17 protein-coding genes are annotated in these 19,641 nt (G+C 65.2%); 4 read left to right on the top strand and 13 right to left on the bottom strand.

Annotation, left to right across the window (positions count from 1 at the left end; all coding sequences use genetic code 11):
- Nucleotides 1-143: 143 nt before the first annotated feature.
- Genes wecC through AC1DRO_RS13465 form a run of 7 tightly spaced genes read right to left on the bottom strand, consistent with a single transcriptional unit; the run spans nucleotide 144 to nucleotide 8,349 of the window.
- Nucleotides 144-1,424: a UDP-N-acetyl-D-mannosamine dehydrogenase gene (gene wecC, locus AC1DRO_RS13495; RefSeq protein ID WP_476951182.1), complete on the bottom strand. Its 1,281-nt coding sequence runs from the start codon at nucleotides 1,422-1,424 to the stop codon at nucleotides 144-146.
- Nucleotides 1,405-3,258, bottom strand: a complete 1,854-nt coding sequence (locus tag AC1DRO_RS13490) for a glycosyltransferase family protein (protein ID WP_476951181.1) — start codon at nucleotides 3,256-3,258, stop codon at nucleotides 1,405-1,407. The genes wecC and AC1DRO_RS13490 overlap by 20 nt, the downstream gene beginning before the upstream one ends.
- Nucleotides 3,259-3,311: 53 nt before the next feature.
- Complete coding sequence (locus AC1DRO_RS13485) at nucleotides 3,312-4,199, bottom strand: ABC transporter ATP-binding protein (protein ID WP_476951180.1); 888 nt, start codon at nucleotides 4,197-4,199, stop codon at nucleotides 3,312-3,314.
- Nucleotides 4,186-5,073, bottom strand: a complete 888-nt coding sequence (locus AC1DRO_RS13480; RefSeq protein WP_476951179.1) for an ABC transporter permease — start codon at nucleotides 5,071-5,073, stop codon at nucleotides 4,186-4,188. The genes AC1DRO_RS13485 and AC1DRO_RS13480 overlap by 14 nt, the downstream gene beginning before the upstream one ends.
- Nucleotides 5,073-6,821, bottom strand: coding sequence for a glycosyltransferase family 4 protein (locus AC1DRO_RS13475; RefSeq protein WP_476951178.1), 1,749 nt, complete (start codon nucleotides 6,819-6,821; stop codon nucleotides 5,073-5,075). Before AC1DRO_RS13475 ends, AC1DRO_RS13480 begins: the two co-directional genes overlap by 1 nt.
- The gene (locus AC1DRO_RS13470) at nucleotides 6,818-8,071 is read right to left on the bottom strand and encodes a glycosyltransferase family 4 protein (protein WP_476951177.1); all 1,254 of its coding nucleotides are present in this window, start codon (nucleotides 8,069-8,071) and stop codon (nucleotides 6,818-6,820) included. Before AC1DRO_RS13470 ends, AC1DRO_RS13475 begins: the two co-directional genes overlap by 4 nt.
- Nucleotides 8,072-8,073: 2 nt before the next feature.
- Entirely contained in the window at nucleotides 8,074-8,349 is a 276-nt protein-coding gene (locus AC1DRO_RS13465) for a hypothetical protein (RefSeq protein ID WP_476951176.1), read from the bottom strand.
- A 583-nt stretch (nucleotides 8,350-8,932) separates the two neighbouring features.
- Between AC1DRO_RS13465 and AC1DRO_RS13460 the strand changes: the two genes are divergently transcribed.
- Entirely contained in the window at nucleotides 8,933-9,433 is a 501-nt protein-coding gene (locus AC1DRO_RS13460) for a DUF3515 domain-containing protein (RefSeq protein WP_476951175.1), read from the top strand.
- Between the two features lie 48 nt (nucleotides 9,434-9,481).
- Here the strand turns inward: AC1DRO_RS13460 and AC1DRO_RS13455 are convergent, their stop codons facing one another.
- Genes AC1DRO_RS13455 through murA form a run of 4 tightly spaced genes read right to left on the bottom strand, consistent with a single transcriptional unit; the run spans nucleotide 9,482 to nucleotide 13,818 of the window.
- On the bottom strand, nucleotides 9,482-10,612 hold the full coding sequence (locus tag AC1DRO_RS13455) for a D-alanine--D-alanine ligase family protein (RefSeq protein WP_476951174.1): 1,131 nt from the start codon (nucleotides 10,610-10,612) through the stop codon (nucleotides 9,482-9,484).
- Nucleotides 10,613-10,626: 14 nt separating this feature from the next.
- A complete protein-coding gene (locus AC1DRO_RS13450; protein ID WP_476951173.1) occupies nucleotides 10,627-11,679 on the bottom strand; it encodes an NAD(P)H-dependent glycerol-3-phosphate dehydrogenase in 1,053 nt (350 codons plus the stop codon).
- The gene (locus AC1DRO_RS13445) at nucleotides 11,676-12,482 is read right to left on the bottom strand and encodes a lysophospholipid acyltransferase family protein (protein WP_476951172.1); all 807 of its coding nucleotides are present in this window, start codon (nucleotides 12,480-12,482) and stop codon (nucleotides 11,676-11,678) included. The genes AC1DRO_RS13450 and AC1DRO_RS13445 overlap by 4 nt, the downstream gene beginning before the upstream one ends.
- A gap of 10 nt (nucleotides 12,483-12,492) precedes the next feature.
- Nucleotides 12,493-13,818: a UDP-N-acetylglucosamine 1-carboxyvinyltransferase gene (gene murA, locus AC1DRO_RS13440; RefSeq protein ID WP_028278332.1), complete on the bottom strand. Its 1,326-nt coding sequence runs from the start codon at nucleotides 13,816-13,818 to the stop codon at nucleotides 12,493-12,495.
- Nucleotides 13,819-14,384: 566 nt separating this feature from the next.
- Here murA and AC1DRO_RS13435 point away from each other — a divergent pair.
- Entirely contained in the window at nucleotides 14,385-15,998 is a 1,614-nt protein-coding gene (locus AC1DRO_RS13435) for a PIG-L family deacetylase (RefSeq protein ID WP_476951171.1), read from the top strand.
- 86 nt (nucleotides 15,999-16,084) lie between these two features.
- On the opposite strand, the gene leuD is transcribed toward AC1DRO_RS13435, so the two are convergent.
- Together leuD and leuC are read right to left on the bottom strand one after the other, a co-directional pair.
- Nucleotides 16,085-16,687, bottom strand: coding sequence for a 3-isopropylmalate dehydratase small subunit (leuD, locus tag AC1DRO_RS13430; RefSeq protein ID WP_476951170.1), 603 nt, complete (start codon nucleotides 16,685-16,687; stop codon nucleotides 16,085-16,087).
- Nucleotides 16,688-16,761: 74 nt separating this feature from the next.
- Complete coding sequence (gene leuC / locus AC1DRO_RS13425) at nucleotides 16,762-18,216, bottom strand: 3-isopropylmalate dehydratase large subunit (protein ID WP_223916419.1); 1,455 nt, start codon at nucleotides 18,214-18,216, stop codon at nucleotides 16,762-16,764.
- Nucleotides 18,217-18,346: 130 nt separating this feature from the next.
- On the opposite strand from leuC, the gene AC1DRO_RS13420 reads away from it, so the two are divergent.
- Nucleotides 18,347-19,066: an IclR family transcriptional regulator gene (locus tag AC1DRO_RS13420; RefSeq protein WP_026266447.1), complete on the top strand. Its 720-nt coding sequence runs from the start codon at nucleotides 18,347-18,349 to the stop codon at nucleotides 19,064-19,066.
- 13 nt (nucleotides 19,067-19,079) lie between these two features.
- The gene (locus tag AC1DRO_RS13415) at nucleotides 19,080-19,616 is read left to right on the top strand and encodes a DUF1697 domain-containing protein (RefSeq protein WP_476951169.1); all 537 of its coding nucleotides are present in this window, start codon (nucleotides 19,080-19,082) and stop codon (nucleotides 19,614-19,616) included.
- Nucleotides 19,617-19,641: the final 25 nt, after the last annotated feature.

Below are 19,641 nucleotides of genomic sequence, written 5' to 3'. Positions count from 1 at the left end.
ACGGTGAAGCCGCGACTTGTCAGCCGGATGCATTGCCCCGGTGAGGCGGGCTATTACGCGTCGAAACCGGCGAGTCTGCTGGAATCGGAGCGATCCTCCCATGCCAGAGGAATTCATCGCAGTCCGTCGCCTATCTTCATCGCTCAGCGCCAAAAACCGCGGGTGTCGATGATTTGCTTGCCTTCAAGGCTGGCCGGCTCCACCTCGCGGAATTTGTCGTGATCCACCAGAAGCACCACCACCTGGGCAGCCTCGATGGCCTTGTCCGTCTCCACGTGACGGACGTTGGGAAGCACGGCCAGCACCTGGGGCAGATGATCCTTGTGCGGTGCCGCGACGAGAATCTCGGCATCCGGATGTTGCACGGCCACACGTCGGACGATCTCCACGGCTGGGGACTCACGGACGTCGTCGATATTTGCCTTAAAGGCCAGGCCCAGACAGGCAATCGTCGGGCTGCTGATGTCCCTGACCGCCTTTTGGACCTGTTCCACAATGTAGCCGGGCTTGCCGTCATTGACTTCGCGGGCGGTCCGGATCAGGGTGGAATTTTCGGGATCGGCAGCAACGATGAACCACGGATCCACGGCGATGCAGTGGCCGCCTACCCCAGGGCCCGGCTGAAGGATGTTGACGCGGGGATGATGGTTTGCCAAGCGGATGAGCTCCCACACATCGATATCGAGGTTGTCGCTGATAACTGACAGCTCGTTCGCAAAGGCTATGTTGACGTCCCGGTAGGCGTTCTCGACGAGCTTGGACATCTCGGCCGTGGCGGCGTCGGTTAGATGGATTTCGCCCTGGCAGAACACCGCATATAGCGCGGCGGCAGCCTCTGCAGCCTCAGAGGTAAGGCCGCCCACCACGCGGTCGTTGGTGACCAATTCAATCATGATCCGGCCTGGCAGCACCCTTTCAGGGCAGTGTGCCATGAGCAGTTTCGGCTTGCCGTCGTTGCCGTCCAGGCTGAGGTCCGGCCGCAGTCCCAGGATCAGCTCGGCAAGCCGGGCCGTGCTGCCGGGAGGGGACGTCGACTCGAGGATCACCAGTTCGCCGCCAGCCAGTTTCGGGGCGATAGCGCGGGCAGCAGCGGCAATGTAGGACATGTCGGCGGACTTGTCTGCCATGAACGGGGTGGGCACAGCCACAATGTAGGCATCCGCGGCGGGGGTTTCGAGCTGAGCCCGGAGCCGGCCCTGGCTGACGGCGCCAGCAACGTGGACACCCAGATCAGGCTCCACAAAGGGCACGTCGCCGTTGTTGACGGCTTTCACGGTGCCGGGATTGACGTCGACTCCGATCACATCGAGTCCGTTGGTGGCCAGGATGGCAGCCGTGGGCAGCCCTATATAGCCCAGTCCAACGACGGCGACTGTCCTGATGGGGGCCTCGGTCTCGGCAGACTTAGATGTCAACATGTTCATTTAACTTTCCATAGAATTTCAGGTCTCCGGATGCCAGCAGTTCTGCGTCCTCCACCTGCCACGTGTGCCCGTCACCGGTACGGACCTGGAAGTAGTTGAAGCGGTCCGCCGAGTAAATGATCCTACCGGCGGCATGCGCAGCACGCAGAAATCCCGTGTCCTCGCCGACTGTGACGTCCAGGAAGGGGTGGTCGGTGAAGACTTCCCTGCGGGCCATGATTGTTGGCCCCATGACGAAGTCGGTGAACCGGTGTTCCCTGGCCGCGAACCGCAGGATGGCGGCGTTCGCCGTCTCAAGGTGCATGTAATGGGCCTGTTTCCCAACGACATCTGCCCCCGAGTAGGCCAAGGCGTGAAGCTGGTCACTCAGATAGTGCGGGCCGTAGTGGTCGTCGTCGTCCATCTTTGTCAGGACCTGCCCGCTGGCCGCGGCGACGCACCGGTTCAGGCATTCCCCCAGTGACACGTCCCGCGGTGCCTCAAGGAGCACGACGTTGTGCAACCCGGACGTTTCGGACAGCTCCGCCAAGCGTTCTGCGGAGAGCTGGAAGCCGTGGGTGAGCAGCACCAGTTCCGGTTCTACGCCGCGCTGTCCGGCCAGGGTCCGGAAAACATTTTCCAGGTTTTGGGGCCGGATGGTCGGCAACAGCACCGACAGGGACGGTTGTGCAACGGTCGTCGCATTTCCCGGCAGGGCGTGCTCCAACACCGTCGCGGCCCGGTGGGCATAGGTGTGGTGCGCCCAGATGGTCCGCTGGGCCAAATGGGCCGTGCGGTCGTTCAGTTCCGGATTGGAAACCAGAGCCCGTGTGAGGTGCTCCGCGTCCTTGCGGCTGGCGGCCACGGGCACGGCTGCAGCCGTAAAGAACGCTCCCACGGCCTGGCTGGGCGCAGTGATGACCGGAGTACCGGATGCCGAGATTTCAAAGATGCGCCGGGCACACATGCTGGGCGAGTCCACAACCGAATTTACGTTGAGGAAAACCTTGTAGGCCTTGTAGGCGGACAGGGTCTGGGCATAAGTCAGCGAACCGACGACGCGCGAGTCCAGCGGCGTTGGGAACTGGTACTCGGGATTGCCGCCAAGCTGACGCGAGAATATCTCCAGCCCCGTCCGCATCCGGGTGGACGCGTCCAACGCGCCGCCCAGGAGAAAGTCCATCTGGGCACGGCGTTCGGGATACTTATGGGCAAAGTACATTCCCGCGAAGGCAACATCACGCTGGTGCCGGCCATGCCCGGGACGCACGGGATTGTGAATCGCGGGCTGAGCCGCAAACGGAAGAACCGCCACACTTTCATGCCCGAGATCAACGGTGTACTGGGCTATGCGGCCCGCATCAGAGGTGAAGACGTGGTCAAAGAGCCGGGCAGCGGGCAGGAAATCCTCGTAATGCGGCGGGTCTTCCTTGTTCCAGAAAACCGTGGGGATTCCTTGCTCCCGGCACCACTGGACCAGCTCCCGGAACTCGTCACTGGGTCCGTTGGGGCCGGTCAGCTTGCCACGCCACAGCCCACCGTTACCGGCCCAGGCCGACTCGACAAACAGGAGGTCAACGGCTCCGGACGCCAGGACGCTGCGCCAGGTGTGGGGGTGCACGGCGCTGGTGGCCCACTCGTAGCCGAAGGCCAAGGCGGAAAAGTCGTCCAGGATCACTGCGGCCCGGACGTCGGGCCGGGACGGTTGGTGCTGTGGGAGGGCGGCCGGAATCAGCGAGAGCCGGCGTTTGCGCCCCCGCCCCGTCCAGGCCGCTTCCACGCCCTGAACGTTGCGGGGCGCGGCGAAGCCCTGTTCGGTCCGCTCACGGGACCGCCAGGTCTTGTACTGTGCCAAACCGCCTCTGCGCAAATGCCACAGGCCTTTCCGGAGCTCTCGGAGGCCCGGCATCAGCCTCGGCTCCGACGTGAGGACCGCCCACGGACCTCGGTGGCCACAAGGTTCGCTTTGGCGTCGTCGAGAATCCTGGCGGCTGAAATGTTGTTGCCCTTTGACAGGTGCCGGGTGAAGTCCTGATAGGCCTTGATGGCGATTTCCGGCTCACCGTCCATGATGAGGTCGCCCTTGTCCAGCCAGATCACGCGCGTGCACATGGACTTGATCGTGTCCAGGCTGTGGCTGACCAGGAAGACGCAACCTGCCTGCTCGCGGAGCTCGTCCATCCGCAATTTGCTGCGGTCACCAAACTGGGCATCACCGGTGTTGAGCGCCTCATCCACCAGGAGAATCTCGGGATCGACGCTCGCGGCGATGGCAAACCGGAGGCGTGACGCCATGCCCGAAGAATAAGACTTCATCGGTAAGTGAATGGACTTCTCGAGTCCGGACAGTTCGACAATACTGTTGTACTTCTCGTCTACCTCGGCCCGGCTCATGCCCATGGCAAGGCACCCAAGGATGACATTCTGGTCCCCCGACAGGTCTTGGACCAAGGCTGCGTTAACGCCGAGCATGATCGGCGTGCTGGAGGCATACACGGCCCCGGACGTCGGCTTGGATTGGCCGCTGATGATCTTCATGAGCGTGCTTTTCCCGGATCCGTTTCGGCCGATGATGCCGACGGATTCACCGCGTTCCACCACCAGGGAGAGCTCATTCAGGGCCTGTACGGTGACCATGTTGGGCTTGTTGACGGCGCGGCGCAGGAACCGGGGCTTGGTCGTGTCGGGCTCCGCGTCGGACGACGCACTTGAGGCGACGCGATAGCGCATCCGTACGCTGTCCACCACTACGCAGGGATGTCCCTCGATGAAGATTTCCTTCTCACCCGCGTCCATAGGATTCCTCCCCCTTCCAGAAGTAGACAAGCCCAACAGCCAGGGCCCCCAAAGCCCAGGCAGCGAGTATTGCCCACGACTGCCACTGGGGAACCCTGGCATAGAGGACGCAATCCCGGACTATGTCGATGACGTTGAACAAGGGGTTGAGCTTGATGGCGGCAAGCATTTGGGGATGGGTGATGAAGCGCTCATAGGTGTAGAAGATCGCCGATCCGTACATCCACGCCCGGAGCGCGAAGGGCAGCAGGTGCGTGACGTCGTGAACGCGGGAGATAATCCGGGCCAGGATGAGCCCCACCCCCAGGTTGAATAGCGATTGCAGGAGTATGGCCGGTATCACCAATACCCACAGCCAGGTGATGTTCTCGGCTGGAGGTAGCACCACCACGATCAGGAGCATGGCGAGCATGAGGGGCACGGCCGACAACAACTCCCGAACGTTGGCGCCGATGGGAAGTGCGGCACGCGGGAAGTTGAACGCCTGAACAACGGACTTGTTGCTCCTGATGGAGCGTGCGCCGGAGGTGATGGCACCGGAACTGAACTGGAACACGAAAATTCCTACCACCAGGTATCCCACGAAGTTCTCAACACCGCGGCTGGTCTTGAGCAACAGCCCGAAAATCAGAAAGTAGGTCAGGCCGTTGAAAATGGGGTTCAGGAGCAGCCATGCGCTGCCCAGTCGATCTCGCCGCGTTCCGCTTTGCACCCGGGCGCGGGCATCGTAAAAAATGAACTGGCGGAAGTCCCAGAGCTGAACAAGATAGTCCAGGAAGTTGGGCCGCGAACCGACACGGGTCAGCCGCCGCATGTCCACGGAGAGGGGCTGCACAGCCACCGGCTCCGGGTCTATTGCACTATCTGCGGACACTACTCGATCTCCTCATGTTCATGGTGCAGCCCAGCGTAACGCGCGGCCAGCGCCTCGGCGTTGGCCGCCCAGGTCCTCTCGGCCAGGACTGCGGCCCGGCCCGCGCGCCCCATCGACGCCCGTCGGCTCGCGTCGAGCAACAACGCCGAGATCGTGCGCGCAAGCTCGACCGGTGACGCGGCAGGGACCAGAAGCCCGTTGCCGCCGTCGTCTATTATCTCCCGAAGTGCGGGCAGGTCGCTTCCAACCACCGGCCGTGCACTCGCCAGCGCCTCGACCGGCTTGAGCGGGGTCACGGCACGGGTCACGTCCAGGTCCTTGCGCGGCACCACGAACACGTCCAGGGCCTGATGATAAAGCGGGGTCTGATCCCGGGGCACCCTGCCCGTGAAGACCGCCCGCCCCGCCAGGCCGAGGCCCCGGACCTGCTCCCGCAGGGCGGGACCGGCCACGCCGTCCCCAACAACCAGCAGGCGCAGTTGCGGAAATTCCGGCGCCAGGAGCGCGAACGCGCGGACCAGGTCATCCAGGCCTTCATACGCGACCAGGCTGCTGACCGTGCCGATGTAGAGTCCGTCCCCGGGTAGGCCGAGTTCGCGGCGCGCGTCGGCGGCGTCCCCGGGCTGGTCGAGGAATGCCCCGCCCACGGCATTGGGAGCGATGACGATCTTCCCGCCCGGAATGCCCGCGGCCACAATATTGGCCTTCATGGCATGGCCCAGCGTCACGACCAAATCGGCGTCGCGCATGACTTCGGTTTCCCGGGCCTGGAATTGCGCGTACTTTTCGCTGTTCCGTGCCGCAGGTCCCCGCGTGGCGGCCCACGTGTCTGCCAACTGGCCGCGGACCTCGTACACCCACGGGATGCCCAGGGCCTCGGCCACGGCCCGGACCACCAATCCATTGACGAAGTGTGTGGTGGTGTGCAAAACGCTCGGCCTGAATTGCAGGGCCACCCGCAGTAAGTCCTCAGCCTGTTGCTGCAGACGCGCGTCCATGGTGGGGGCCAGCCGAGACGGGAGGAGGCGCCGGTAACGGACGCCATCCACCACGTCGGTGGCCCGCGCCAGGAATTTGCCGACCTGCACGGGGTACCCGAGCCTCGTGACCGCCAGGACGCCCCAGCCCGCTTCCCGCTGGGCCACCATGATGGAGTGGGATCTCTGGGCGTAGCCGCTGGCGGTGTGCGGCAGTGAATTCGTGAGCAAGTGCAGGACCCGGCCGGGAACCGGTTCGAAATCCTGCCGACGGAGCACCGGAGCCGCGCCGGCGTAGACCGCCGCCTCACCGGCGAGGCGTGCCTGCTGCCGCCGTCCTGCAGCGCCGGAGCCGTCGAGGGTCTTGACGGCTCCGCTGAGGTCCCCGTCATGCCACAATCTGCGGGCCCGCGCAGACTTCAGGCCGCGGGCGTTCCCTGCCTTGGCCAATAAGTCGTCCGATATCTCCAGCAGGCCGGCGGACAGGGCAACGTCCGCAAGGCGCCGGGCCGGTTCCCCCTGGGTGGGGCCATCCGCGGCCAGTTCGAGGCGGCGCTTGGCATCGGCGTCGTTTCCGTTGCTGAGCGCGGCCAGGATGACGGGAACCGCCACCGAGTTCCTCGGAAAGATGGCGGTCACAACCCGGCCGAACGGGCGCACGACGGCGGGCAGACGGCGGGCAGCTTGCAGGTACAGGAGAACCGGATCATCAACCAGGTGCTGGCTGATGACACTCGCGGCGAGCCGCGCATTCTTGAGATGCTGGATCATTTGCTGGGAACGTCCGCCAGAAGCTCGGAGATGAGTTGCATGTAGCGGCTGGCGAGGTGTCCATATTCTGCGTGGGTTTTAACCCACTGACGGCTGTCGCCGTTGCGGACCAGCCTGCTTCGGTCGGCTGCGAGCTCGCGCCACAGATCCGCCACAGCTTCCGGAGAGCTGGCAACAATGTCCCCGGCTTCCGCGTCCATGACAATGCGGGCCGCTTCGCCGCGCACCACAGCAGTGATGTGGCGGCCGATGGCCAGAACTTCGTAGGTCTTGGATGGAACGGTGGTGTCGAAGGACTTCCAGTCGTCTCGAAGGGACACCAGGCAGGTGTCGGCCGACGCATATCGCTCGAGCATGGCGTCCCCGGTCAGGGGTGCGTGAAACGTGACTGGGGCCTTCAGCTCCCGTGCCAGCTTCTCCAGCGCCGGCCGCTGAGTCCCGTGGCCCACCAAGTGCAGGTGCATGGAGTCCCCCACGAGGGCGCTTGCCCTGATGGCCACGTCCAGCCGCTGGCTCTCGCCGTGGTTCCCCAGGTACAAAGCTTCGAAGACGTCGCGGTCGAGTTCCGGCGGTCCCATGACGGGGATGGAGTCCAGGTGCACGCCGTTGCTGACGGTTGCTACGTTGCGGATGCCGCGCGCCCGAAGCGTCGCGGCGAATCCCTCGGTCACGGTGACTACGAGGTCGGCGCGGTGCTGGACAAAATCCACGACGCGCTCAACGACGCCTTTCACGCTGCCCTGGACCAGCCGGGCGTCGCGGGCCAGGTCCGGCCACGCATCCCGCATTTCCACGATCAGGGGCACGCCGCGGGCCTTGGCCAGAATGTAGCCGGCTCCCAAGGAAGGCAGACCCGGCGCCGTGACAATGACGACGTCGGGCTTGCGGACCATGAAACCGGCCGGAATCGACAATGCCGCGGAAAAGCACTGATCCAGCAAACGTGCCGCCCGGGAGTTGCCGTGGCGGAGGTAGGGGACGCGGAGTATCTTCTCGGTAAACTGCCCTTTTTGCGGCTGGAAAGGCCTCCCGGCCATCTTGCGGGGCAGCGCCCGCCGGCCGAAAGGATAGTGCGCCACGGGTGTCACGACGTCGACGTCCCAGCCGGATGCCGAAAACTCCTTGATCATGGCGGTCCATCGGCGCTGGGGAGGGCTCTGTTCCGGCCAGTAGGAGTGGGTCAGCAGGGTTATCCGAAGGCTCTCGGCCTGCGTCCCTTGTGGTGTGCGGTCAACGAATTCGTGGCGCATGTCTAGGGTGTTACTTTCCCGCCCTGGCGGGGACGAACCCTAGTCTTCCCGCCGAGGAAACGGAAGTAGACCAAACCCGCGCCGAGCAGGATCAGGACTGTGACCAGCTGAATCCCCAGCGGGCTGCCGGTAGCTACCGCAACCGCGGCCTTGACTTCGGACTTCACCATGACGGGTGGTTCGCTGGGGGTGGCGATCACCGCAGGGGCGGTAGAGGGGGCCGACGTCGGAGTCGGGGTGGCCGAGGGGGTCGGCGTTGCCGAGGGTGTTTCTTGCACGGGCTCTACCGGGACCGCGGGTGCAACGACCGGCGGCGTTTCGATAACAGGCGCGGGCGTCACAACCGGCGCAGCCGGCGGCGCCGGCGCGATTTTGACCGGCGGGGCCGGACTCTGAGCAGGCGGGGCCGGGCTCTGAACAGGCGGGGCCGGGCTCTGAACGGGCGGCGTTTCGATGATGGTCGGGGGCGTCACCACCGGCGCCGTCTCAGTGGGCGAAGGAGTCGGAGAGGCCGTGACCACAGGTCCACCGCCAACGGGAAGGGGGTCTTCAGCGTGGGCAGGAACGGCCGTTCCCGCGACGGAGAGGGCCAGGAGCAGTGCTCCCAGCCCGACGCGTGCGGACTTCAGTTTTTGGCTGCGCGACGTCATCGACAGGCCCTCCCCCAGGTACGAGATTTAATCAGGTGTGTGCGGTCGTGGCCATCACAAACGTCATTGTCGGCAAAACCCCAGCGTTGCACGGTCCCCCCAGTCTACTTGACGGAAGACACCGGCTGTTCATCGAAGTACCACCGGGCCATGATATAGCGGAGGCTGGGCCGGGACGATTGCGCCACGCGGACCGGGATAAGCTGGGTGGATGCTCCATTTCAGACGGTTCGTTTCTGCGCGCCCTTCCCTCGCTGTTGCGGCCCTCGCAGCCGGTCTTGTTTTGACGTCCTGCTCCCCGGTGGTCGACGTCACGCCGGCCAAGGACGCTGGGAACGCCGCCTGCGCGCCCATGATGCTGGCCCTGCCGGACGCGATCGGCGATGCCAGGCTGCGCAAGACCAATGCCCAGGCCACGGCGGCCTGGGGCGATCCGTCGCAGGTGATTCTGCGGTGCGGAGTCAACGTCCCGGGCCCCACGACGGACCGCTGCGTCAGCGTCAACAACGTCGACTGGGTCATCAAGGAAGGCGACCCGGTGTGGACGCTGACCACGTTCGGCCGTGAACCGGCGACGGAAATTCTGATGGATCCGGACAAGACCAGCTCGGCTACCGTGTTGGCCGACCTCTCCGCCGCCGCGCTCAAGATCCCGGCAACCCGGAAATGCGTGGGCCAAGAGGACCTGCAGAACCTCCCCAACAGCAAGTAGGCCCGGGCAGGCGCGTCCGCGCCCGCCCGGTTCTAGCGCTGCCCGGTTCTAGCGCAGGCCGGTCTTGCGGTGCAGGGCCAAGTGGATCAGCTCGTCAATCAGCTCGGCGTAGCCCAGTCCTGAGGCCTTCCACATCTGCGGGTACATGCTCTTAGGCGTAAACCCGGGCATGGTGTTGATCTCGTTGATGATCAGTTCGCCATCGGAGGTGTAGAAGAAGTCAACGCGGCTCAGTCCCTCGCCGCCGACGGCGTCAAAGGCGAGCGCGGCCAGTTCCCGGACACGGGTGATCGCTTCTTCGGGGAGGTCGGCCGGGCAGCTGAGGGCCGCGGCGTCGTCCACATATTTGGCGTTGAAGTCATAGAATTCATGGCCTCCGCCCGCGACGGAGATCTCGCCCGGCATGGACGTCCGGGGAGCATCGGTCCCCCGGCCCTCCAGCACGGCGCATTCGATCTCGCGGCCCGTGATGCCGGCCTCGATGACCAGCTTGGGGTCGTGCTCGCGGGCGATCTCTATGGCGGCGTCGAGGCCCTCGAGGGAGTCCACCTTGGAGATGCCCATGGAAGACCCTGCCCGGGCCGGCTTGACGAATACCGGGAAGCCGAGCTGGTCCACGCGCTTGCGGACGGTCTCGGGATCGTTGCGCCACTGCCGGTCAGTCACGGCGATGTAAGGTCCCACGTGGAGCCCGGCCGATTCAAAGACCACCTTCATGAAGTGCTTGTCCATGCCGACGGCGGACGCGAGCACGCCGGCGCCCACGTAGCGGGTGTCGGACAGTTCCAGGAGGCCCTGGATGGTGCCGTCTTCGCCGAAAGGCCCGTGCAGCAGCGGGAAGACGACGTCGACGGCTCCCAGCTCCTGCGGGACGGTATTCGGGGCTGCGACGATCAGCTGGTGCTCGCCGCCGATCTCGGCCAGGGTGACGGTCTGTGCCGAGGGGGCCACCTCGGGCAGCGACGAGGCGGAGAGCGACCACTCGTCGGTTCCGCCGGACGCCAAAACCCACTGGCCGGTCTTGGCGATCCCGATCGGGATGACGTCGTATTTGTCCTTATCGATGGCTCCCAGGACGCCGGCGGCTGTCACACAGCTGACGGCGTGCTCGCTGGAGCGGCCGCCGAACAGCACCGCCACGCGGGGTTTGGACTGGACCGGACGGTCTTCTGTGGTCATGTTCCCTGACACTCTCAGTGGTCGCCTTCGGCTTTCAGGTCCCGGGACAGCAGCAGCGGACCCAGTTCATCGACGGACAGTTTTCCGGCAAGGACCGCGACGACGGCGGCCGTGATCGGCATGTCGACGCCGAGCTTTCCGGCGAGTTCGTTGACAGCCTGGCTGGACTTGATGCCTTCAGCCGTCTGCTTCATTTCGGCGGTGACCTGGTCCAGGGTCAGCCCCTTGCCGAGCAGCCTGCCGGCCGTGTGGTTTCGGGACAGCGGGGAGGAGCAGGTCGCCACGAGATCGCCCAGGCCTGCGAGCCCCGCCATGGTCCGGGCTTCGCCGCCAAGGGCGAGTGTCAGCCGTGAGGTCTCGGCCAAGCCGCGCGTGATGACGGAGGCTTTGGTGTTGTCCCCCATCTTCTTTCCTTCGCAGATTCCCACGGCCAGGGCGATCACGTTCTTGACGATGCCGCCGATTTCGACGCCGATCACGTCGCTTGTGGTGTAGGGGCGGAAGTAGGGGGCAGTGCAGCTGCGGGCGATCCAGCCTGCCGTGATCGGGTCCGTGCAGGCCACCACCGAGGCTGTTGGCTCCTCCCGCGCGATTTCCATGGCCAGGTTGGGGCCGGAAACCACGGCGACCCGGTCGGCAGGCAGGTCCAGCTCCGCGCTGATGACCTCGCTCATGCGGGCATCGGTGTGGAGCTCGAGGCCCTTCATGAGGGACACCACGACGGCGCCGGGCGCCAGATGTTCCTTCCAGGCCTGCAGTTGCGGCCGCAGGGTTTGTGCCGGCACGGCCAGGATGACCAGTTCCGCGCCCGCCAGGACTTCGGATACGTCCTTCGACGCAGTGATGCTGGAGGGCAGCGTGATGCCGTTCAGGTACTGCTCGTTGCGGTGCAGGGTGTTGATCTGGTCCACGATTTCGGGGCGCCGGCCCCAGAGGCGGATGGTTCGTTCGACCCCGGAGGCCGTGGCGGCGTCGGCAACAACCTTGGCGAAGGTGGTGCCCCAGGAACCTGCCCCCAGGACGGCCACGGTGGTGGCGGATGTTGTTCGTTCAAAGTTAACCGTCATCCGGTGCTGTCCCCAATGTTCTCGTTCGATGCGCCACCCTCTTGGATGGCTTTACCTTTGGCGCCGCCCCGCTCGACGAAGCGGCCCTGCGTGGACTGGTTGTGCGCCGCTGGGTTCCACCGTTGCGGGGGCGGTTGTTCACCACGCAGTCCTGCCAGGAGGCCGGTGATGGCGTCCATGATGGCATTCGTGGCTGCGTCGAGCGTGGCCTTGTCCAGCGGGTGGCCCTCAAAGGCGCTCAGGTCCACGGGATCCCCGACCACCAGGCGGGAGGTCTTGCGGGGAAAAATGTAGAAACGTTTCGCATACCGCGGGAAGACCTCCTGGGCACCCCAGTGGGCGATGGGCACCACGGGAATGCCGCTCTCCAGAGCCATGCGCGCGGCACCGGTGTGCCCCTTCATCGGCCAGAGGGCCGGGTCCCGGGTCAGGGTTCCCTCTGGGTAGATGATGATCGCACCGCCCTCGTTCACGATCTCTTTGGCGAGTTGCAGCGAACGGTTCGCCCCCGTCGTCGAACGCTCCACCGGGATCTGCTTGGTGGAGCGCAGGACAGCGCCAAGCACCGGCACGTTGAAGAGGCCGGCCTTGGCGAGGAAATGCGGCATCCGTTTCTGGTTGTAGAGCATGTGCCCCACCACCAGCGGGTCGATCTCCGTGCAGTGGTTGGGCGCGGCGATGAAGCCGCCGACGGGGAGCTTTTCGAGGCCTTCCCACTTCTTGCCCATGAGGAGGTTCATCACGGGCCGGATGATCCCGGCGACTGTCACGAACGTGACGTGACTTTTGGCGGATTCCTTCACGGGACCCCCGCTACTTGGCCGAGGTGATGTCGAAATCGGCGCCGAGGCCCGCGAGCTTCTCGGTAAAGCGCTCGTAGCCGCGGTTGATGATGTCGATTCCCGTGACGCGGGAGGTGCCGGTGGCGGCCAGGGCGGCAATGAGGTGGCTGAATCCGCCGCGCAGGTCGGGGACGTCGATGTCGGTGCCCTTGAGCTGTGCCGGACCGGAGATGACGGCGGAGTGCAGGAAGTTGCGCTGGCCGAAGCGGCACGGCACGCTGCCGAGGCACTCGCGGTGGACCTGGATATTGGCGCCCATGCGGATCAGTGCATCGGTGAAGCCGAACCGGTTCTCGTACACGGTCTCGTGGACAATCGAAACGCCCTCGGCCTGGGTCAGGGCTACGATGAGCGGCTGCTGCCAGTCCGTCATGAATCCGGGGTGCACGTCTGTTTCGAGGACCAGTGGGTTGAGCTTGCCGCCGCGGTGGTAGAAGCGGATGCCGTCGTCGCCGATGTCCATGCCGCCGCCGACCTTGCGGTACGTGTTCAGGAAGGTCATCATGTCGCGCTGGGTGGCGCCTTCGACAAAGATGTCGCCGCGGGTGACCAAGGCCGCGGAAGCCCAGGAGGCGGACTCGTTGCGGTCCGAGAGGGCGCGGTGGTTGTAGCCGCCGAGGTCCCGGACGCCTTCGATGCGGATGGTGCGGTCAGTCTGGACGCTGATGATGGCGCCCATCTTCTGCAGCACCGCGATGAGGTCCACGATTTCCGGTTCGGTGGCCGCCCCGGAGAGTTCGGTGATGCCTTCTGCGCGCGTGGCGCTCAGCAGGACCTGCTCAGTGGCGCCCACGGACGGGTAGGGCAGCGCAATCTTGGCGCCCTTGAGCCCGTTGGGCGCGGAGATGTGGATGCCGCCGGGGCGCTTTTCCACGACGGCGCCGAACTGTCGCAGGACATTGAGGTGGTAATCGATCGGACGGTCGCCGATCTTGCAGCCACCCAGGTCCGGGATGAAGGCTTCGCCGATGGCGTGGATCAGCGGTCCGCACAACAGGATCGGGATGCGCGAATCGCCGGCGTGAGCGTCGATGGCCGTGCTGGAAGCCGTCTTGGCGCCCTTCGGGTCAAGCGTCAGATCGCCGGTGACGGGATCTTTGTCCACCCTGACGCCGTGGAGCTGGAGCAGGCTGGTGACAACCTCGACGTCCTTGATTTCAGGCACGTTGCGCAACACCGATGGCTCGTTGCCCAAAAGGGCAGCAACCATGGCCTTTGGGACAAGATTCTTGGCCCCGCGAACGGTGACGCGGCCAGTGAGCGGGACGCCTCCGCGGATTGTCAGAACACTACTCATATACCGGTTTCCTCACGACTACTAGCCCCCAAATCCTTACAAAGGCACCAGCTAAGCATAGGAGCATCCGTTACCGATCTGAAATACGTGCCCATCGAGATGCCTTCGGCGCCCGGATAGACGACGCCGGACCAGTCGCCCCGTAAGTCACGGTTTGGGCAGACTCCCGGGGCCTCCTTCTCAAGGTCGACGCGCTACGCGTCGCAAGACCTTGGCCCCGACGCCCGTAACGCGCTACCTGTTGGTCGAACCCGGACGAACCAAGTAGTCGCCGCCCAAAGACACGTGGCGCGACCAACTTAACGAGTAACCGTTCCCGTAGCGGGGCGTGCCGGAGGCCACCATCCTCGAAAGTAACCGCTCGTCGAGCCAGTGACAACAGCGGTGCGGTTGTCACCAAACGGGCAATTGCATGGTGACCAGTGAGGGTGAGTCCAATGGCGTTTCCCCGACTTCGTCGGCTGTCCCAACAATTCTTCGCTGTGGCGGCAGTCGCCGCGCTCGCTTGGAGCACTGCAACCGCCCCTGGCGCGTCCGCGGACCCCGGATGCCCTGCCGGTACTGTGATGAACATCGTCGCCCACCAGGACGACGACCTGCTCTTCCAGAGCCCCGCGCTCATCTCCGTGATCCGCGAAGGCCTGTGCGTTCGTACCGTCTACGTCACCGCGGGCGATGCAAACCAAACCGCCGACTATTGGACATCACGCGAGAATGGCGTAAGAGCTGCCTACGCGGAGCTCGCCGGCGTCGCAAACACCTGGACGACAACGGATGCCGGAATTGCCGGCCACCCGATTCCGGTGGCGACGCTCGACGGTGCGACGAAAATTTCGCTCGCATTCATGCGGTTGCCTGACGGATTCCCCGACGGAAGTGGCGGGTCCAACAACGGATACCAGAGTCTCCAAAAACTGTACGGCGGTGTGCTCAACACCATAACCACCGTAGATGGCTCCTCCTCGTACACCTTATCGACGCTCCAGGACACCCTGCTGGCATTGATGAACAGTTACCAGCCGGACCAGATCGCCACGCTGGACTTCGCTGGCAGCTATGGCGACGGCGACCACAGCGACCACCACACCGTGGCCTACCTCGTACTCGCGACGCAGCAACGGTACAGCCTCCCTCACACTCTCACCGGATATCAGGGATATGGCATCGTCCTACGACCGTCCAACGTTTCCGAACCAGATCTAACCACCAAGACCAACGCCTTCCTGACATACGCGCAATACGACTACAGGACCTGCAACACGGCCGAAGTTTGTGCCACCGAGGCGATGGGCGCCCGATTCTCCCGGTCATACACCGTCGCCCTGCCTGCCATGACTCGGAGTAGCGACGCAAACGTGGCTGGGTCGGCGATGGTCACCGCCAGTTCCCAGAACTCCGCTTCTGGCCAGACTGCAACGAAGGCCATCGACGGCGTCGCCGCGGGCTACCCCACTGACTCCAGCCGGGAATGGGCCACCGCCGGTGGCAAAACGGGAAGTTACCTCGAGCTCACCTTCCCCACCGCCGTCGACTTGAACCGCGTCGTACTCTTCGACCGGCCCAATGCCGCCGACCAGATCACGGCCGGCACCCTCACCTTCTCCGACGGCAGCACCGTGGCCGTGCCCTCCCTGGACAACGCCGGCACAGCGACCACCGTCAACTTCACGGCCCGTTCCACCACCAGCCTGAGACTGACAGTCACCACCGTCAGCGGCACCACCAGGAACATCGGGCTCTCCGAACTCCAGGCCTACACGAGCGCCAACGTGGCTGGATCGGCGATGGTCACCGCCAGTTCCCAGAACTCCGTTTCGGGCCAGACCACAACGAAGGCCATCGACGGCGTCGCCGCGGGCTACCCCACTGACTCCAGCCGGGAATGGGCCACCGCCGGTGGCAAAACGGGAAGTTACCTCGAGCTCACCTTCCCCACCGCCGTCGACTTGAACTTCGTCGTACTCTTCGACCGGCCCAATGCCGCCGACCAGATCACGGCCGGCACCCTCACCTTCTCCGACGGCAGCACCGTGGCCGTGCCCTCCCTGGACAACGCCGGCAAAGCGACCACCGTCACCTTCACGGCCCGTTCCACCACGAGCCTGAGACTGACAGTCACCACCGTCAGCGGCACCACCAGGAACATCGGACTCTCCGAACTCCAGGCCTACACGGAATAGCGGCCGCCTTCATCGAATCGACAAGACCACTGTGTGGCTGACTGCGGCCTCGCAGCATCGGACCGGCCGGCTACGCCAATGGGGCCTCAGGACAACCGGGCGGGCAGCGTCTTGGGCTTGAAGGAGGGCCGGGTGGCCTCGTACGCGGTGATGTCGGGTTCGTGCTTCAGGGTCAGCCCGATGTCGTCCAGGCCCTCGAGGAGGCGCCACCGCGTGTAGTCGTCAATCTCGAACGGCGCCACAATATTGCCGCACTGCACGGTCTTGGACACGAGGTCCACCGTCACCTCGGTGCCCGGAGCGTTTTCAAGTTCTTTCCAAATGAGCTCGATGTCGTCCTGGGCGACTTCGGCGGCAAGCAGGCCCTGCTTGCCGGAGTTGCCCCGGAAGATGTCGGCAAAGCGCGAGGACAGGACCGTCTTGAAGCCGAAGTCCTTCAGCGCCCAGACGGCGTGCTCGCGGGAGGAGCCGGTGCCGAAGTCGGGACCCGCTACCAGAACGGATCCTGCGCTGAACGGCGCCTGGTTCAGGATGAAGGACGGGTCCTTGCGCCACGCGGCGAAGAGCGCGTCCTCAAAGCCGGTGCGCGTGATGCGCTTGAGGTACACGGCGGGGATGATCTGGTCCGTGTCGACGTTGCTCTGGCGCAGCGGGACACCGATTCCGGTGTGAGTGGTGAACTTTTCCATGGCGGATCCTTCGGGACTGTGTGGATCGAGGCTGTGTGGAGCGAGGCTTCGGATCTGGGCGGGGAAGGCGGAGGCTACGCGGCGCCGACCCGGACCGCAGCGGACTCCGGAGCAGGGTCCAAATCCGACGGCGAACTCAGGGTGCCTCGGACTGCCGTCGCCGCAGCGACCACGGGCGAGACGAGGTGGGTGCGGCCGCCCTTGCCCTGGCGCCCCTCGAAGTTGCGGTTGGATGTGGAGGCGCAGCGCTCCCCCACCTCCAGCTGGTCCGGGTTCATGCCCAGGCACATGGAGCAGCCGGCGAAGCGCCACTCGGCCCCGAAGTCCTTGAAGACCTTGTCCAGGCCCTCGGCTTCAGCCTCAAGCCGGACGCGGGCGGAGCCGGGCACCACCAGCATGCGCACGGCCGGGTCCTTGGTCCGGCCCCGGATGATGTCGGCGGCGGCCCGGAGGTCCTCCATCCGGGAGTTCGTGCAGGACCCCAGGAACACAGTGTCCACCCGGATGTCCTTCATCGGGGTGCCGGCCTCGAGCCCCATGTACTGCAGGGCGCGTTCGGCGGCGGCCTTGGCGTTCTCATCGCCGAAGTCATCGGGCGAGGGCACCTTTGCGGACAGCGACACGCCCTGGCCCGGGTTGGTTCCCCACGTCACGAAGGGTTCCAGGGTGTCGGCGTCAAGGTCCACCTCGACGTCGAACGCTGCGTCGTCGTCGGTGTGCAGCGTGTTCCAGTATTCGACGGCGGCATCCCAGTCGGCGCCCTCGGGCGCATGCGGGCGGCCATGCATGTAGTCGTAAGTGGTCTGGTCCGGAGCCACCAGCCCTGCGCGGGCGCCGGCCTCGATGGACATGTTGCAGATGGTCATCCGGGCTTCCATGGACAGCGCACGGATGGCGGAGCCGCGGTATTCCAGCACGTAGCCCTGCCCGCCGCCGGTGCCGATCTTGGCGATGACGGCCAGGATGATGTCCTTGGCGCTCACGCCGGGGCGCAGCGTGCCCTCAACATTGATCGCCATGGTCTTGAACGGCTTTAGGGACAGCGTCTGGGTGGCCATGACGTGCTCCACCTCGGAGGTGCCGATGCCCATGGCGAGCGCTCCGAAGGCGCCGTGGGTTGAGGTGTGCGAGTCGCCGCAGACCACGGTCATGCCGGGCTGCGTGAGGCCCAGCTGGGGGCCAACCACGTGCACGATTCCCTGCTCGGCGTCGCCGAGGGAGTGCAGGCGGACGCCAAACTCCTGGCAGTTGTTGCGCAGGGTCTGGATCTGGGTCCGGCTGGTGAGATCGGCAATTGGCTTGTCGATATCCAGCGTGGGAGTGTTGTGGTCCTCGGTGGCGATGGTGAGGTCCGGCCGGCGCAGCTTGCGGCCGGCGAGCCGCAGACCTTCAAAAGCCTGCGGCGATGTCACCTCGTGCACCAGGTGGAGGTCAATGAAGAGGAGATCCGGCTGGGCGTTGGCTCCTTCGCCGTCCCCCTTGCGCACAACGTGCGCGTCCCAGACCTTCTCGGCCAGTGTCTTTGCCACGGCCTGCTCCCTTCACTGCGGTAAGTATTGTGCGTTCCGACGGACTATCTCTTCCACTGAACCAGCACAGCCAAGTAATACGCCAGCGCGTTGACTTGCATCTCAGATAATGAGACGTCAATATCATTACATGGACAATTCTAGTGGAGTCGGTGTCATCGATAAAGCGGCCCATGTGCTTGACGCACTTGAGGCCGGCCCCACCACCCTGGCGCAGCTGGTGGCGGCCACGGGACTGGCCCGGCCCACCGTGCACCGGCTGGCTCTCGCGCTGGTGCACCACAGGCTCGTGAGCCGCGATATCCAGGGCCGCTTCGTGCTCGGGAGCCGTCTGGTGGAACTGGCCTCCGCCGCCGGCGAGGACCGCCTCATCGCCTCCGCCGGCCCCGTTCTCATGCAGCTGCGCGACGCCACCGGCGAAAGCGCCCAGATCTTCCGCCGCCAGGGTGACTGGCGCGTCTGCGTGGCCTCCGCCGAACGCCCGATCGGGCTGCGCGACACCATCCCCGTCGGCACCCAGCTGTCCATGAAGGCCGGTTCCGCCGCCCAGGTGCTGCTGGCGTGGGAGGACCACGACCGCCTCCTGGAAGGCCTCCAGTCCGCCCGCTTCACCCCCACCGTCCTGGCCGGAGTACGACGCCGGGGCTGGGGCCAGAGCCTCGGCGAACGCGAGCCCGGTGTCGCCTCCGTTTCGGCCCCCGTCCGAGGGCCGTCCGGCCGCGTGATTGCCGCGGTGTCCATCTCCGGCCCGATCGAGCGCCTGACCCGCCAGCCGGGGCGCCTGCACGCCGAAGTGGTCTGCAACGCAGGCCGTGTCCTGACGGAAGCGCTGCGCAAGACCAACGACTAAGTATGCTGTGCCCATGAACAGATATGCGGTCTTCCTGCGGGGCATCAACGTGGGCGGCATCAATATCAAGATGGCCGATCTCAAGAACGCCCTGAAGTCCCGGCCGTTTTCGGGTGTCGTGACCCTCTTGGCCAGCGGCAACGTCGTGCTGGCCAGCGAGCTGGATCCGGCCGGCGTCAAAAAGGAATTCGAGGCGTGCCTGCGGGAAACCTTCGGCTACGACGCCTGGGTGGTTGTGCTCACCGCGGGCCGTGTGGCAGCCCTGGTCGACGCGTGCCCCTACCCGGCCGACGACGCGTCCACCCATACGTACCTGACGCTCGCCTCTGATGAAGAGGTCCTCTCGGAGCTGCTCGAGGCAGGCAGGGCCTTGGACGGGGCAGAGCTCACCCGGCTGGGCCCGGAAGCCCTGGCCTGGCTCGCCCCCGCCGGCGGCACCCTGGACAGCCCTTTCAGCAAGCTCTCCTCGAAGGCGAAGTACAAGGCTGCCACCACCACACGCAACCTCCGCACCATGATCAAGGTCCGCGACGCCGCGGCCGGGATTTAGGCAGGCCGCATCCGGCCGGCCGCGC

This window comes from Arthrobacter sp. P4_F11, from assembly GCF_056401395.1.
This window is presented reverse-complemented; position numbering and strand designations above follow the sequence as displayed.